We start from the raw sequence: 12,919 nt of genomic DNA on the forward strand, positions 1-12,919 counted from the left end.
CCGTCCCCCTCACCCCTCGCAGGCTCGGGGCGAGCCTCTGGACGGGGCCGCGGCCAGGACCGGCGCGAAGTGATCGCTGCATGGTCACCGGGCATCGAGCACCCGGGCTCGGCGCCCACACTCCGACAGCCCGAGTCGAGGGAGGATCGAGTCATGACCGCCACCGAGAGCACCCGTGACCTCGCTGCGCTCGAGCAGGAGCGCGCCCGCCTCCGGGAGACGTACCTCAAGCCCGCCGGCGAGCGGCCGGCCTCGAGCGCGCGCGGGCTGCACCACACGGCGCTGATCAGCAGCGACGTCGAGCGGACCGTGCGCTTCTACCAGGACGTGCTCGGCTTTCCGCTCACCGAGCTGATCGAGAACCGCGACTACCCCGGCTCGTCGCACTTCTTCTTCGACATCGGCAACGGCAACCTGCTGGCCTTCTTCGACTTCCCGGGGCTGGACGTCGGGCCCTACGCCGAGGTCCTGGGCGGCCTGCACCACATGGCGATCAGCGTGGATCCCGACCGCTGGGGGAAGCTCGTCGAGCGGCTCGCCGAGGCCGGCGTGGAGCACGAGGTGCACAGCGGGGTCTCGGTCTACTTCCGCGACCCTGACGGCGCCCGCATCGAGCTCATCGCCGACCCACTGGGTGAGATGTACGGCCACCACGTCCTCTGAACGAGGACCCCGTCCTCCCCGCCCCTCGCAAGCTCGGCGCGGGACCCGGGACGGGGCCGCCGTCAGCTGCCCGGCGCCGCGACGAGATCGGCGTAGTCGTCGTGCTTCTCGATCCAGCCGCGGACGAACGAGCACTGCGGCAGGACCGAGCCGCCCTTGGCCCGAACGTCGTCGAGGGCCGCGCGCACCAGGGTGCTGCCCAGGCCTTTCCGGTCCGAGTCCTGGTCGACCTCGGTGTGGGTGAACACGACGGTGTCCCCGCGTCGCTCGTAGTCGGCGTGGCCGAGCAGCTGCTCGCCGTCGCGGATCTCGTATCTGCTGGCTTCCGGGGCGTCCCGGACGGTGGGCTCCATTCCGGGCACCTACCCCAGGCGCGGCGGTTCCCATCACGGGACGGGGACAACGGCCGTGCGGACGGGCAGAGACGCGTCCGGACGTCGGGTCGCCCGTCCCCGGCGGCCGGCCGGTGGACGACGAGGGCGCCGTCGTCGGCGACCTCGAAGACCTCGGGTGCCAGCTCCTGGAATGCGCGCGCCGGCGACGAGCAGCTGGATGCGGAACGGGCGATCCGGTGCAGACACCCCGAACGGATGCGCGCAGGCAGAAGGGCCCGGCCACCGAGGTGGCCGGGCCCTTCGTCGTAGCGGGGACAGGATTCGAACCTGTGACCTCTGGGTTATGAGCCCAGCGAGCTACCGAGCTGCTCCACCCCGCGTCGGTAGATACGAGGGTACACGGCGCTGGGACCGCTCCCGCACCCACTCCGGACGGCACCCGGGGCACCCCGTCACACGGTTCCCAGGCGCGCGCCTTCCAATCTGTGCGTGCTCGTCCACTTACAGTCGGCTACGTGGTGGGGAACGGGGCGGCGCGCATGTTCGCCGGGCGGCCACAGCCGGTGGAGATCCACCACCGCGGCATCTGGTACTCCGGCGAGCTGATCGGCTGGCGGCACGAGAGCAACGGCCGGGTCGCGGCGCGCGTGCGCTGCCGGGTCGACGGACTGCGCCACTCCGCCTGGATGGACCTGGCCGACCTTCGCCTGCCTGACCCGAAGCGCCCCCCGCACAAGGAACCGTTCCCGGTCGCCGTCCGCCCAGCCGCCGATCCCCGGAAGGACGAGGACGACGCGACCCGGCCGCACGCCCTGCTCCCGGGGATGCACACCCGACCGGCGAAGCCCGGCCATGCGGTGCAGCCGCCGGCAGCGGCCCACCCGGCAGCCGAGCCGGTGGATGCCTCCGTGCCGCGCCCGGCCGTCCGCCCCAATCAGCGACTGCGCAAGCACGAGGCCTACCTCAGCGTCGTCTGACCGTCGCACGGAGGTGACCTGGATCCGGCCGCGGGAGGCGCCACCGGAAGCGGGCGCAGGCAGGTGAGCACGGGCTGAGAACCGGTCGGCCCGGCGTCGACCGGGCCCCCGAACGCGCGGAAGCCCGGCCCCTGAGGGGCCGGGCTTCCGTCGTCGTAGCGGGGGCAGGATTCGAACCTGCGACCTCTGGGTTATGAGCCCAGCGAGCTACCGAGCTGCTCCACCCCGCGTCGGCAGAAACCACTCTACCAGCCCGGCACGGAGGGGAGGGCGCGGGACCCGCGCCCTCCCCTCATCTCACCCGGGCGGCTGCGCCGCAGGGGCCGCCTGCTGCGCGCTCTGGTACGCGGTGACGGCGGCCTGCAGGTCGGCCAGCGCCTGACCCTGACCGGCGAAGTCGCCGTTGCGCTGCGCGGTCTCCAGGGCCCGCAGTGCCGCCTCGATGTCCGCCACCGCCTGGTCGAGCCCTGCACCACCGGGGGTGCCGCCACCGTCGGGTGGGGTGGTGGGCGTCGTCGGCTCGCTCGGCGCCGGCGTCGTGGTTCCGTCGGGGGTCGGGGCCTCCCCGCTGTCGACGGCCGACTCCCCTGCACCGGCGCCGAAGACCTGGTCCAGCGCCTCGGACAGGGTGTTGGCATAGCCCACCCGGTCCCCGTAGTTGACCAGCACCTTCTGCAGCAGCGGGAACGAGTTCTCCCCCGTGCCCTGGACGTAGAGCGGCTCGACGTAGAGCAGCCCGTCCTCCCCGATCGGCAAGGTCAGCAGGTTCCCGAACACCGCCCGGGACTCCTGGCTGTTGAACAAGGTGAGGTCCGGTCGCACCTGGTTGTTCGTGATGAACGACTGCTGCACCTGCTGCGGCCCGCGGAACGGCGTGTTCCCCGGCAGCCGCAGGACCTGGATCTCCCCGTAGGTGCCCGGGTCGCTGGACGCGGAGATGAACGAGGAGAGGTTCTCCCGGTTGAAGGCGTTCAGCGCGCTGGTCAGCTGGAAGGACGCCTCCTCATCCCCCGGGCGCTGGGCCAGGATGTAGTACGGCGGCTGAGCCTCGTCGGTGTCCTGCGTGGGGTCGTCCGGCACCTGCCACCGGTCGTTCTGGTTGAAGAAGTCGACCGGGTCGGACACGTGGTACCGGGTCAGGATGTCCCGCTGCAGCTTGAACAGGTCCTCCGGGTACCGGACGTGGGTCATCAGTTCGTCGGGAATGTCCTCGAAGTCCTGCACCGTGGTGGGGAACGCCTTCATGTAGGTCTGGAGGACGGGGTCCTCCCGGTCCCACTCGTACAGCGTCACGGTGCCGTCGTAGGCGTCGACCGTCGCCTTGACCGAGTTCCGGATGTAGTTGAACTGGTCGTTCGGCAGCGCCGTCGTGCCCGCTCCGGTGAGCGAGTCCTGCGCCGTCGTCCCCAGGTCGCGCGGCTCCGCGTAGGGATAGGCGTCAGAGGTGGTGTAGCCGTCGAGGATCCACTTCACCCGGCCGTCGATGACCGCGGGGTAGGGGTCGCCGTCGACCTCGAGGAAGGGTGCGGCCTTCTCGACGCGGTCGCGCGGATCGCGGACGTAGAGCACCTTCGACTCGTCGTTGACGGCGCCGGAGAGCAGGAAGTTCCGCTCCCGGTAGTGGATGGCGAAGGTCAGCTGCCGGAAGAAGCTGCCGATCTCGACGCCGCCCTCACCGTCGTAGGTGTTGTTGACCTGGCCCTCGTCCGAACCGTCCTCGGGACGGTCGAACTCGCGCGGCTCGGAGCCCTCGGGGGCGCCCACCACCGAGTAGACGTCCTGGCCGTTCTGCTGGATCAGCTCGCCGTAGTAGATCCGCGGCTGGTCGACCTTGATGTTGCCGACGGTGGGCAGGTCGCGGGTGGTGAAGTTCGGCTCGCCACCCTCCTGGCCGGCGACGACCTCGTTGGCGGGCGCGGCGACGAAACCGTTGCCGTGGGTGTAGACGGTGTGCCGGTTGATCCAGGTGTCCTGGTTCTCCGACAGCCCCGAGCTGTTGAGCTCGCGCACCGCCACGACGTAGTCGCGGGTCTCGCCGTCGATGGTGTAGCGGTCGATGTCGAGCTTCTCGGGGAAGCCGTACACGTTGCGGATCTGCTGGCGGGCGGTGAACGTCTCCGAGAGGACGTTCGGGTCCAGCAGCCGGGCGTTCGGGATGGTCTCCGTGTCGTTGCGCAGCTCGGCCTGCGCCGCCTCGGTGTCCACCTCGTCGCCGGTGGCGTCCTGCGCGTAGTCGACGTAGTCGACCTCGGACAGGTTGTAGGCGTCCAGCGTGGACTCGATGGCCCGGTCGATGTAGGGAGCCTCCCGCTGGTCGGCGCTGGGCCGCACCACGAACTGCTGGACGATCGCGGGGTAGGCGACGCCGATCACCAGGCTGGAGATCAGCAGCAGCACCAGCGCGGCGGCCGGCAGCAGGAAGTTGCGCACGAAGATGTTGGCGAAGAAGGCGAGGGCACAGACCGCCGCGACGAACACGAGGATCGTCTTGGGCACCAACAGGGCGTTGATGTCGGTGTAGCTGGCGCCGGTGAAGACCTCACCGCGGTCGGAGTAGACCAGCCCGTAGCGGTCCAGCCAGTAGGCCACCGCCTTGAGGGCCACGAACAGGCCGAGCAGCACCGACAGCTGAACCCGGGCCGCCGCCGTCAGCTTCTGTCCCGGCGTCTGCAGCCGCAGGCCGCCGAAGACGTAGTGCGTCAGCACCGACCCGATCAGAGCCAGCAGCACGATCGCGAAGCCGAACCCCAGCGCCAGCCGGTAGAACGGGTAGTCGAAGACGAAGAAGGACAGGTCGATCCCGAACTGGGGGTCGGTCCGCCCGAACTCGGTGCTGTTGCGGAAGGTCAGCCAGGTCTGCCAGCTGCCCTGGGCGGTGAAGCCGGCGAACAGGCCCAGGACGACGGCCACCGCCGTCAGCACCAGCCCGCGGCGCGGCTCCAGCGACTGCCGGTAGCGCTCGAGGTTCTGCTGCTCGAGCGACATCGGCCGGAAGGTGGGCCGGAAGCGGTAGGCGAGGTGGATCGACAGGGCGACCAGGCCACCGGTGGCCACGCCGGCGACGGCGAACAGCAGCGCCCGGGTCTGGAGCTCGGTCCAGAAGACCTCGGTGTAGGCCGTCTCGTCGAACCACAGGTAGTCGACGTAGACGTTGGTCAGCGTGCCGATGGCGGTGAACAACACCAGCAGCACGGCGACGGCGCCGAGGACCAGCTTCGCGCGACGCGACAGAGCCGGCACCGGCACGGGGGGCCGCATGGCCACGAGCGCTCTCCTTCAGTTGCATGCAGTTACGAGGCGACCGGTGACCCCGGGGTCACCGGCAGGAATTCGTGCGGGCTCCGGTCCCGCAGGAGGAACGCCGACATTGAGCACAACGCGCGAGGGACGACGGGGTTCCCGCGCGGCCGTGGTCAGCAGCCGGCCGGCGTGCGCCCGGCGTCGAGATCCGCGAGCGCCTGGAGGGCATCGTCGACCGTCGCGACCCGGGCCAGCGGGAAACCGGGGTCGGGCGCGGCCGCTGCCTCGGCACAGTTTCCGGCGGGAACCAGGAACAGCTCCGCGCCGATGTCCTGAGCGGCCACCATCTTCAGCGCGATCCCGCCGATCGGGCCGACCCGGCCGTCGGTGTCGATCGTGCCGGTGCCGGCGACCACCGCTCCGCCGGTCAGGTCGTCCTCCCCGACGAGATCGAGGATGCCGAGGGTCAGCATCAGTCCCGCCGAGGGCCCGCCGACGTCCTCCACCTGGATGTCGACGTCGAAGGGCGCCGAGGGCTGCTCGAGGACCATGATGCCCAGCAGCGAACCCTCGCGCTCCTGCGCCGGAGCGGTGGTGACGGTGACCGTGCCCGGCTCTCCGAGCCGCGTGTAGGACACCGTCACCGTGGAGCCGCCGGGGATCGACTCGAGGACGTCGTCGAGCGTCTCGCTGTCCGGCGTCGGGACGCCGTCGACCGCCTCGAGGGCGTCGCCCTCCTCCAGCGCCCCCTCCGACGGCGAATCCTCGGCCAGCCCCTGGACGACGACCTTCACGGGATAGCCGAGCCGGCCCAGCGCCACGGTCTGCGCCGCCTGCTCGGAGCTCAGGAACGCCTCGCGGTTGGCCCGCCGGGTGTCCTCCTCGGACCGGTCCGGGGGGTACACCGACTCCTCGGGGACGACGCTGACCTCGTCGTCGAACCAGCCGCGGACCGCATGGACCAGGCTCAGCCCGCCGCGGCTCACGCCGACGGTGGTGAGGCTGAGATTTCCCTCGACGTCGTCGCGTTCCCGGCCCTCGATGCTGATGATCGGCTCACCCTCGACGTCGCCGAGGGTGTTGAACGTCGGCCCGGGCACCTGCGCGACGTAGGGCACCGGCAGCGTCGTTCCGAGGACCCCGAACAGCACCAGGAGGACGACACCGGCGGTCAGGACGGCGATCCGGCGGGTCACGACGGGCGAGCCTATGCGGCGAACCTGGCCGATGCCGTCGGCGCGGGACCTGTGGCCCCGTCCAGAGGCTCGCCGCCAGCCCGCGAGCGGCTCGTTGCCCCGTCCAGAGGCTCGTCGCGGGCCTGCGAGCGGTGAGGAGGACGAGGTCCTTCTGGGGGTTCTCCCGGCGTCTACCGTGGACGCATGAGTGACGTGCCGTTCGGCTTCGGACTGCCCGACCGCGACCCCGAGCGCCGGGGAGAAGGGGGCAACCCCGCGGGTGATCCCTTCGGTCTGGGCGCCTTGTTCGGCGGCATCGCCGGTGGCGGCTCCCCCGAGGACCTGCTCGGCAAGATGCCGCTGTTCGCCGAGCTGCAGAAACTGATGAGCTGGTCGGGTGGCCCCGTCAACTGGGATCTCGCCCGCCAGGGCGCCATCAGCCAGCTCGCAGCCGGGCACCAGCCGTCGTCGGACGCCGAGCGGACCGCCGTTGCGGAGTCGCTACGGCTGGCCGACCTGTGGCTGGACCAGGTCACCGAGCTGCCGTCGGGCATCGAGCGCACCGCCGCCTGGTCCCGGGTCGAGTGGGTCGAGCAGACGCTCCCGGCATGGGGCGCCCTCATCGACCCGCTCGCCGAGAAGGTCGTTGCTGCGATGACCAGCGCACTGCCGCAGGAAGCGGCCATGTCGTTCGGCCCGGTCGCCGGGATCATGGGGCGGATGGGCGGGCTGATGTTCGGGGCCCAGGTCGGCCAGGCCCTCGGCAAGCTCGCCGACGAGGTGGTCACCAGCACCGACGTCGGCCTCCCGCTCGCGCCCGCTGGAACCGGGGTGCTGGTCCCCCAGAACGTCGCCGCCTTCGCGGCCGGGCTCGACCGTCCCGCCGACGAGATCCGGCTGTTCCTCGCCCTGCGGGAAGCCGCCTCGCAGCGGCTGTTCGCCCACGTCCCGTGGCTGCGCCAGCAGCTGCAGGACGCCGTGCACGCCTACGCCCGGGGGATCACGATCGACCGCGAGGCGATCGAACGCGGGATCACCGAGGCGATGTCGGGGATGGAAGGGGGCATCGACCCGAGCAACCCGGAGAGCATCCAGCAGCTGCTCGGCAGCGGCGTCCTCGAGCCGGAGGAGACGCCCGAGCAGCAGATGGCGCTCCGCCGGCTGGAGACCCTCCTCGCCCTGGTCGAGGGCTGGGTGGACACGGTCGTCGCCGAGGCGGCGAAGGACCGGCTGCCCGGTCACTCCGCCCTGGCCGAGACCATGCGTCGCCGCCGCGCCTCGGGCGGGCCCGCGGAGCAGACCTTCGCCACCCTCGTGGGGCTGGAGCTGCGCCCGCGGCGGCTGCGTGACGCCGCCACCGTGTGGGCAGCCATGGGCCAGAGCCATGGGAGCGCCGACCGGGACCGGCTGTGGTCCCACCCTGACCTGCTGCCGACGTCCGACGACCTGGACGAGCCGCTGGACTTCGTCGCACGCCAGGGCATGGACGACGAGCTGAGGGCGCTCACCGCCGACGACGCGGAACAGCCGGCGCAGCCGCAGACCCCCGAGGACGACGAGGGCCAGCAGCCGGGCTGACGGCCCCCTCCCGCGCACCGCCCCGAGCCGGCGAGAGGTGGGGGGAGTCAGGCCCCGTCCCGAGCTCACCCCGAGCGTGCGAGGGGTGAGGAGTCGGGCCCGTCCCGAGGCTCACCGCGAGCGTGCGAGGGGTGAGGAGGACGGGGTCCCTTTTCAGTCGACGAGATCGGCGACGGGCTCCTCGCCCGCCGGTGCGCCGATCGCCGCGGCCAGCTCCACGCCTTCGAGGAAGCCCCGGGCGCGCTCGGCCCGCGGGTACTGGGCGACGAGGGCCCAGAAGCGCTCGTCGTGACCGGGCTCGAGCAGGTGTACCAGTTCGTGGACGAGCACGTAGTCGACGACGTACTCGGGCATCGCCCGCAGTCGGCTGGACAACCGGATGCTGCGGTCGGCCGGGGTGCAGGAGCCCCACCGGCGGTTCTGGTTGTCCACCCATCGGACGCTGGCGGGCTCGGCCAGCCCGTCCAGATGGGCTGCCGACAGCGCCCGGGCGCGGGCCATCAGGTCGTCATCACCACCGAGCGAGCGGCGGCGCCGCTCCTCCCGCGTCTGCAGCTTGGCCACCATCTGCGCCACCCAGCGCCGCTCCTCCGCGGGGCTGAACGCGGCCGGGATCAGGACGACGGTGCGCCCCTTCTCCCGGTAGGCAGTCACCGTGCGGCGGCGTCGTGCGCTGCGGCGGACCTCGACCAGGCCGGCGTCGCCGGGTCCACCCGCCAGGTCACCGCGTCCCGGGACTCGGCCCGCGGCGCTCGCGTCGGCTCCCCGCCCCGAACGGGCCGCCGGCACCGCACGACCGACACCGCCGGCGGGCGATGAAGGTCCGGCCGGCTCGGGATACGCGTGAGCGTCAGGAGTCGTTCCGGGCACCCAGGCACCGTAAGCCACCGTGGTGACAGCGCGCCTCCGTGGAGGCACCGACTCGGGTACAGGTCGCACGGACGGTGGACACGGCCGCCGCTCCACCTGGTGACACGGTCGCGCCCGGTCATCCGTCCACAGTCGGATCCCGACGCACGCGCTGGTGGGCGAGGCCCTGACCCGTGCTGGGAGGTGGTTGTCCCCGCCCCCGTCCCCGGTCCACGCACAACGACACGCCGAGTGGTCCCCATGGCATCCACAACGTTGTCCACAGGCTGTGGGTGGAGTGGCATCGACCGACGCGGACAGGACCGCCGCCCGCGCCACCCCTCGTCCCCCGCCCGGGTAGCGTGCCTGCGCAACGCCGTCCGGCGCGTGCCGAGGCACCCCTAGTTCGAGGAGATCCCGTGGCGGAGAGCTACAACGGCTACTGCGTGAAGTGCAAGGAGAAGCGAGACTTCGACGGCGAGGTCAAGGTCAGCGAGTCCGGCCGCCGGATGGCGCAGGGCACCTGCCCGGTGTGCGGCACCAAGATGAACCGGATCCTCGGCAAGGCCTGAAGGACACCTCGACGGCGGCGTCCTCGGTGGGGGCGCCGCTCTTCGTCGTCCTGGGCCTGTGGACGGACGCTGCGGCCGTGGGCCCGCCGCTGCGACGCTGCCCCGGTGAGCGACACCGTCCACCCCCTGCTCCCGGCCGCCACTCCCCTGCTGCACGACGACGGAGGGGTACAGGTCGGCGGGACCGACGCCACCGACGGTCTGCTGCTGGCCGCAGGCGGCGCCGCCGCGGCCGCTCTGCTGCGCGGGCTCGACGGGCGACGGGCCCAGCGGACCGTCGTCGCCGAGGCCGCCCGCGAGGGACACGATCCCGACCACGTCACCCAGATCCTCGACGGGCTCCGGTCCGCGGGCATCCTCGTCGACCTCGACGCCGCCGATCTCCTCGCTTCCGACCCCGGACCGGCCGCGACCGCCCGCGCAGCGTCGGAGCTGCCCGCGGCACTGACCCGGCCCGGCGGCTGGCGGGCGCGACGGCAGGCCGTGGTCGTGGTCGAGGGGGCCACCCGGGTCGGCACTCCGCTGGCCGCCATGCTGGCCGCGAGCGGCGTCGGGCGGGTCAGCGTCCGGGACCCGGGCCTTACGGCCGCCGGGGATGCCGTCGTCGGGGGGCTGAGCGCGGCGGACGAGGGCAGGCCGCGATCCCTGGCGGCCGCGGACGCGGTGCGCCGGGCGAGCCCCCTCACCGACCTCCGGCCGCTGCCGTCGCACGCCGCCGACCTCGTCGTGCTCGCCCGGCCGTGGGCCGCCTCGGACCCGCTGGTCGCGGGGATCCACCGGTCGGGTGTCCCGCACCTGGTCGCGACCGTCCGGGGACAGACCGGCGTCGTCGGCCCGCTGGTCGTCCCGGGCGTGACCAGTTGCCTGCACTGCGCCGACCTCCATCGCCGGGACGCCGACTCGCGCTGGCCCCGCCTGGCGGCCCAGTTGACCGCGGTCGACCCCCCGCCCAGCGGCTCGACCATCACCTGCCTGCTGACCGCGGCGACGGCGGCACTGCAGGTGCTGGCCCACCTGGACGGCACTGCCGCGCCGGGCGCGCTCGAGGCGACGATCGAGCTTCGCCCACCGCACCTCGCACCGCGGGTGCGTCACTGGCCTGCGCATCCGGCATGCCCCTGCGGAGCGTCCGGTGAGCTACCCATCAGCGGTCCGCCGGTCCGCCGGACCGTCCGTGCGGGTGCCCCGGTCGCCACTCCTGTGAGCAGGACCGACCCCCGGCAGGGAACAATGGGTGGCTGATCGAGCTCGCGAGCTCACCGAGACGACACGGCGGCGCCGCAGGCGGCCCACCCGCCGGCGAGGAGGACGCGTGAGTGACGACGGACCGGTGATGCCCAGTGGCTCGGTCTCCCGGACCGCGCGACTGGCTTCGCTCCCCCTCGGGGCCGCCGGACGCGCCACCCTGGGCCTGGGCAAGCGGCTCTCCGGCCGGCCCGCCGACGCAGTCACCGCCGAGCTCCAGCAACGGACCGCCGAGCAGCTGTTCGCCGTCCTCGGTCAGCTCAAGGGCGGGGCGATGAAGCTCGGCCAGACGCTGTCGGTCTTCGAGGCCGCCGTGCCCGAGGAGATCGCGGCGCCCTACCGGGAGGCGCTGGTGAAGCTGCAGGAGGAGGCGCCGCCGATGCCGGTACGAACCGTGCACGCGGTCCTCTCGCAGCAGCTCGGCGGGACCTGGCGCCAGCGCTTCGCCGAGTTCGACGACCAGCCCGCCGCGGCGGCCAGCATCGGGCAGGTCCATCGCGCCACCTGGCGCGACGGCCGGGACGTCGCCGTCAAAATCCAGTACCCGGGCGCGGCGACGGCGCTGATGGCCGACCTCAATCAGCTGGCCCGGTTCGCACGGCTGTTCGCCGCCCTCTTTCCGGGCATGGACGTCAAGCCGCTGATCGCCGAGCTCAAGGCGCGGGTGGCCGAGGAACTGGACTACGGGCTGGAGGCTGACGCGCAGCGGGCCTTCGCCGCGGCCTACGCCGGCGACGAGCAGATCGTCGTCCCCCGGGTCGTGGCCAGCGCACCGAAGGTCATCGTCTCTGAGTGGCTCGAGGGCACGCCGCTCGCCCGGATCATCGCCACCGGCACTCGCGAGCAGCGCGACCGCGCCGGGCACCTGCTGGCGGTGCTGCACTTCTCGGGTCCCCAGCGGGCGGGGCTGCTGCACGCCGACCCGCACCCGGGCAATTTCCGGCTCCTCGATGACGGGCGGCTCGGGGTCATCGACTTCGGCGCGACCGCGCGGCTGCCCGACGGTCATCCGGAGCCGATCGGCCGGTTGCTGCGGTGGGCGCTGGCAGGCAAGGCCGACGAGGTGCTCGCCGACCTGCGGGCCGAGGGCTTCGTGCGGCCCAACATCGAGGTCGACGCCCAAGGGGTACTGGACTACCTCCGCCCACTCCTCGACCCGGTGGTGGAGCCGCGTTTCCACTTCACGCGCGCGTGGATGCAGGAGCAGGCGGCCCGGATCGCCGACCCCCGCACCGACGCGAACCGCCTCGGCCGGCAGCTGAACCTGCCGCCGGCGTACCTGCTCATCCACCGGGTGACGATCGGGTCGATCGGGGTGCTCTGCCAGCTCGACTCCGCCGGGGAGTACCGGAGCGTCATCGAGGAGTGGCTCCCGGGCTTCGTCGAGAAGTGAACGGTCGCGCCGAGTGGGGCCCGGAGGGCTCCGCGCAGGCGCGACCGAACGGCTCCGCGGACTCGGGGACGGCACCTGGCGCGGTGCGGTCCGGAGGACCGCAATGTCACAGCGAGGCCGGGCAGGGACGCACCGGGAGCGTCCCTGCCCGGCCTCGGCGGGGAAGGCGGAACCGACCGCGAGGGCCGATCCCGCCAGGTGATCACCGTCAGTAGACGGCGGCGCTGGCCCGGGCGGCGCGGCGCACCGCCTGCTCCGCGCGACGAGCCGCGCGGTGGGCCACGTAGAGCCGTCGAGCACGCGAGGCCGCAGCGGCCTCGGCCTGCATCTCGTCCATCCGGCTGCGGGCCAGCTCGTGTTCGAGCATGTACATGGCAGTTCCTTCAGAAGAAGTGCGGACCCTCACCGATGAATGGGCTCCGTCGATATGGATGTGGTCGGGTCTCACGCGGCTGCGACCTTGCGGGGACGTCCCCGCGGACGCTTCCGCGCGATCACGGCGCCGCGCTCGAAGATCTCGCCGCCCCAGACACCCCACGGCTCGCCGCGGTCCAGGGCGCCGGCCAGGCAGGCGTTCCGGATCGGGCAGTCGCGGCACAGGCTCTTGGCCTGCTCGAGCTGGGCCGGGCTCTCGGCGAACCACAGCTCCGGGTCCTCGACCCGGCACGGCAGGGGGCGCCGCACCGGCGCGGGGGCCAGTGGCGTGGGTCGTCTCGGCGGGAAGCCCCCGGTCCAGGGGAGCCCGGGTCGGCGGTGGGACGTCGGGCGGGCGATCGTCTGCTGCACTGCCGCTCCTCCTAGGCCCTGTTTGAAAGGTCGCGCAGCCAGATGTCGATGTCGCTGATCTGGACGGTGGCCTCGTAGCGGACGGCGAGCTTGTCGTAGCGGGTGG

General features: G+C 72.5%; 12 protein-coding genes and 2 tRNA genes. 6 read left to right on the forward strand and 8 right to left on the reverse strand.

The genetic code is table 11. From position 1 onward, the window contains the following. Nucleotides 1–153 precede the first annotated feature (153 nt). Nucleotides 154–663, forward strand: coding sequence for a VOC family protein (locus CHB94_RS22265; protein WP_089338748.1), 510 nt, complete (start codon nucleotides 154–156; stop codon nucleotides 661–663). A 62-nt stretch (nucleotides 664–725) separates the two neighbouring features. On the opposite strand, the gene CHB94_RS22270 is transcribed toward CHB94_RS22265, so the two are convergent. Together CHB94_RS22270 and CHB94_RS22275 are read right to left on the reverse strand one after the other, a co-directional pair. Then, a complete protein-coding gene (locus tag CHB94_RS22270) occupies nucleotides 726–1,016 on the reverse strand; it encodes a GNAT family N-acetyltransferase (RefSeq protein WP_089338749.1) in 291 nt (96 codons plus the stop codon). Between the two features lie 288 nt (nucleotides 1,017–1,304). Continuing rightward, a tRNA-Met gene (locus tag CHB94_RS22275) sits at nucleotides 1,305–1,378 on the reverse strand. Between the two features lie 135 nt (nucleotides 1,379–1,513). Between CHB94_RS22275 and CHB94_RS22280 the strand changes: the two genes are divergently transcribed. Continuing rightward, the gene (locus CHB94_RS22280; protein WP_141137603.1) at nucleotides 1,514–1,975 is read left to right on the forward strand and encodes a hypothetical protein; all 462 of its coding nucleotides are present in this window, start codon (nucleotides 1,514–1,516) and stop codon (nucleotides 1,973–1,975) included. Nucleotides 1,976–2,131: 156 nt separating this feature from the next. Here CHB94_RS22280 and CHB94_RS22285 read toward each other — a convergent pair. From CHB94_RS22285 to CHB94_RS22295, 3 genes are all read right to left on the reverse strand, one after another. After that, nucleotides 2,132–2,205, reverse strand: a tRNA-Met gene (locus CHB94_RS22285). Between the two features lie 67 nt (nucleotides 2,206–2,272). Then, complete coding sequence (locus CHB94_RS22290; protein WP_254920854.1) at nucleotides 2,273–5,233, reverse strand: UPF0182 family membrane protein; 2,961 nt, start codon at nucleotides 5,231–5,233, stop codon at nucleotides 2,273–2,275. A 155-nt stretch (nucleotides 5,234–5,388) separates the two neighbouring features. Continuing rightward, nucleotides 5,389–6,411, reverse strand: a complete 1,023-nt coding sequence (locus CHB94_RS22295; RefSeq protein ID WP_089338752.1) for a YlbL family protein — start codon at nucleotides 6,409–6,411, stop codon at nucleotides 5,389–5,391. 183 nt (nucleotides 6,412–6,594) lie between these two features. Here CHB94_RS22295 and CHB94_RS22300 point away from each other — a divergent pair, with 183 nt between their 5' ends. Continuing rightward, nucleotides 6,595–7,968: a zinc-dependent metalloprotease gene (locus tag CHB94_RS22300; protein WP_089338753.1), complete on the forward strand. Its 1,374-nt coding sequence runs from the start codon at nucleotides 6,595–6,597 to the stop codon at nucleotides 7,966–7,968. Between the two features lie 153 nt (nucleotides 7,969–8,121). Here the strand turns inward: CHB94_RS22300 and CHB94_RS22305 are convergent, their stop codons facing one another. Beyond that, the gene (locus CHB94_RS22305) at nucleotides 8,122–8,622 is read right to left on the reverse strand and encodes a M48 metallopeptidase family protein (RefSeq protein ID WP_254920853.1); all 501 of its coding nucleotides are present in this window, start codon (nucleotides 8,620–8,622) and stop codon (nucleotides 8,122–8,124) included. Between the two features lie 614 nt (nucleotides 8,623–9,236). Here CHB94_RS22305 and CHB94_RS25440 point away from each other — a divergent pair. The 3 genes from CHB94_RS25440 to CHB94_RS22315 all read left to right on the forward strand — a co-directional run bounded on the left by CHB94_RS25440 (nucleotide 9,237) and on the right by CHB94_RS22315 (nucleotide 12,027). Next, a complete protein-coding gene (locus CHB94_RS25440; RefSeq protein WP_012950213.1) occupies nucleotides 9,237–9,389 on the forward strand; it encodes a DUF5679 domain-containing protein in 153 nt (50 codons plus the stop codon). Nucleotides 9,390–9,494: 105 nt separating this feature from the next. Then, nucleotides 9,495–10,631: a ThiF family adenylyltransferase gene (locus tag CHB94_RS22310; RefSeq protein WP_089338755.1), complete on the forward strand. Its 1,137-nt coding sequence runs from the start codon at nucleotides 9,495–9,497 to the stop codon at nucleotides 10,629–10,631. 70 nt (nucleotides 10,632–10,701) lie between these two features. Next, nucleotides 10,702–12,027 (forward strand): ABC1 kinase family protein, encoded by a 1,326-nt coding sequence (locus CHB94_RS22315; protein ID WP_217899439.1) that lies wholly within the window; start codon nucleotides 10,702–10,704, stop codon nucleotides 12,025–12,027. Nucleotides 12,028–12,235: 208 nt separating this feature from the next. Here the strand turns inward: CHB94_RS22315 and CHB94_RS25445 are convergent, their stop codons facing one another. Continuing rightward, on the reverse strand, nucleotides 12,236–12,400 hold the full coding sequence (locus CHB94_RS25445; RefSeq protein WP_176445687.1) for a hypothetical protein: 165 nt from the start codon (nucleotides 12,398–12,400) through the stop codon (nucleotides 12,236–12,238). A gap of 71 nt (nucleotides 12,401–12,471) precedes the next feature. Next, nucleotides 12,472–12,813 (reverse strand): WhiB family transcriptional regulator, encoded by a 342-nt coding sequence (locus CHB94_RS22320; RefSeq protein ID WP_089338756.1) that lies wholly within the window; start codon nucleotides 12,811–12,813, stop codon nucleotides 12,472–12,474. Nucleotides 12,814–12,919: the final 106 nt, after the last annotated feature.

The organism is Blastococcus mobilis (assembly GCF_900188025.1).
GTDB lineage: Bacteria > Actinomycetota > Actinomycetes > Mycobacteriales > Geodermatophilaceae > Blastococcus_B > Blastococcus_B mobilis.

Coding starts and splice junctions, on each gene's coding strand:
- CHB94_RS22265 (WP_089338748.1), top strand. CDS start 154: ATGACCGCCACCGAGAGCACCCGTGACCTCGCTGCGCTCGAGCAGGAG.
- CHB94_RS22300 (WP_089338753.1), top strand. CDS start 6,595: ATGAGTGACGTGCCGTTCGGCTTCGGACTGCCCGACCGCGACCCCGAG.
- CHB94_RS25445 (WP_176445687.1), bottom strand. CDS start 12,400: ATGTACATGCTCGAACACGAGCTGGCCCGCAGCCGGATGGACGAGATG.
- CHB94_RS22270 (WP_089338749.1), bottom strand. CDS start 1,016: ATGGAGCCCACCGTCCGGGACGCCCCGGAAGCCAGCAGATACGAGATC.
- CHB94_RS22290 (WP_254920854.1), bottom strand. CDS start 5,233: ATGCGGCCCCCCGTGCCGGTGCCGGCTCTGTCGCGTCGCGCGAAGCTG.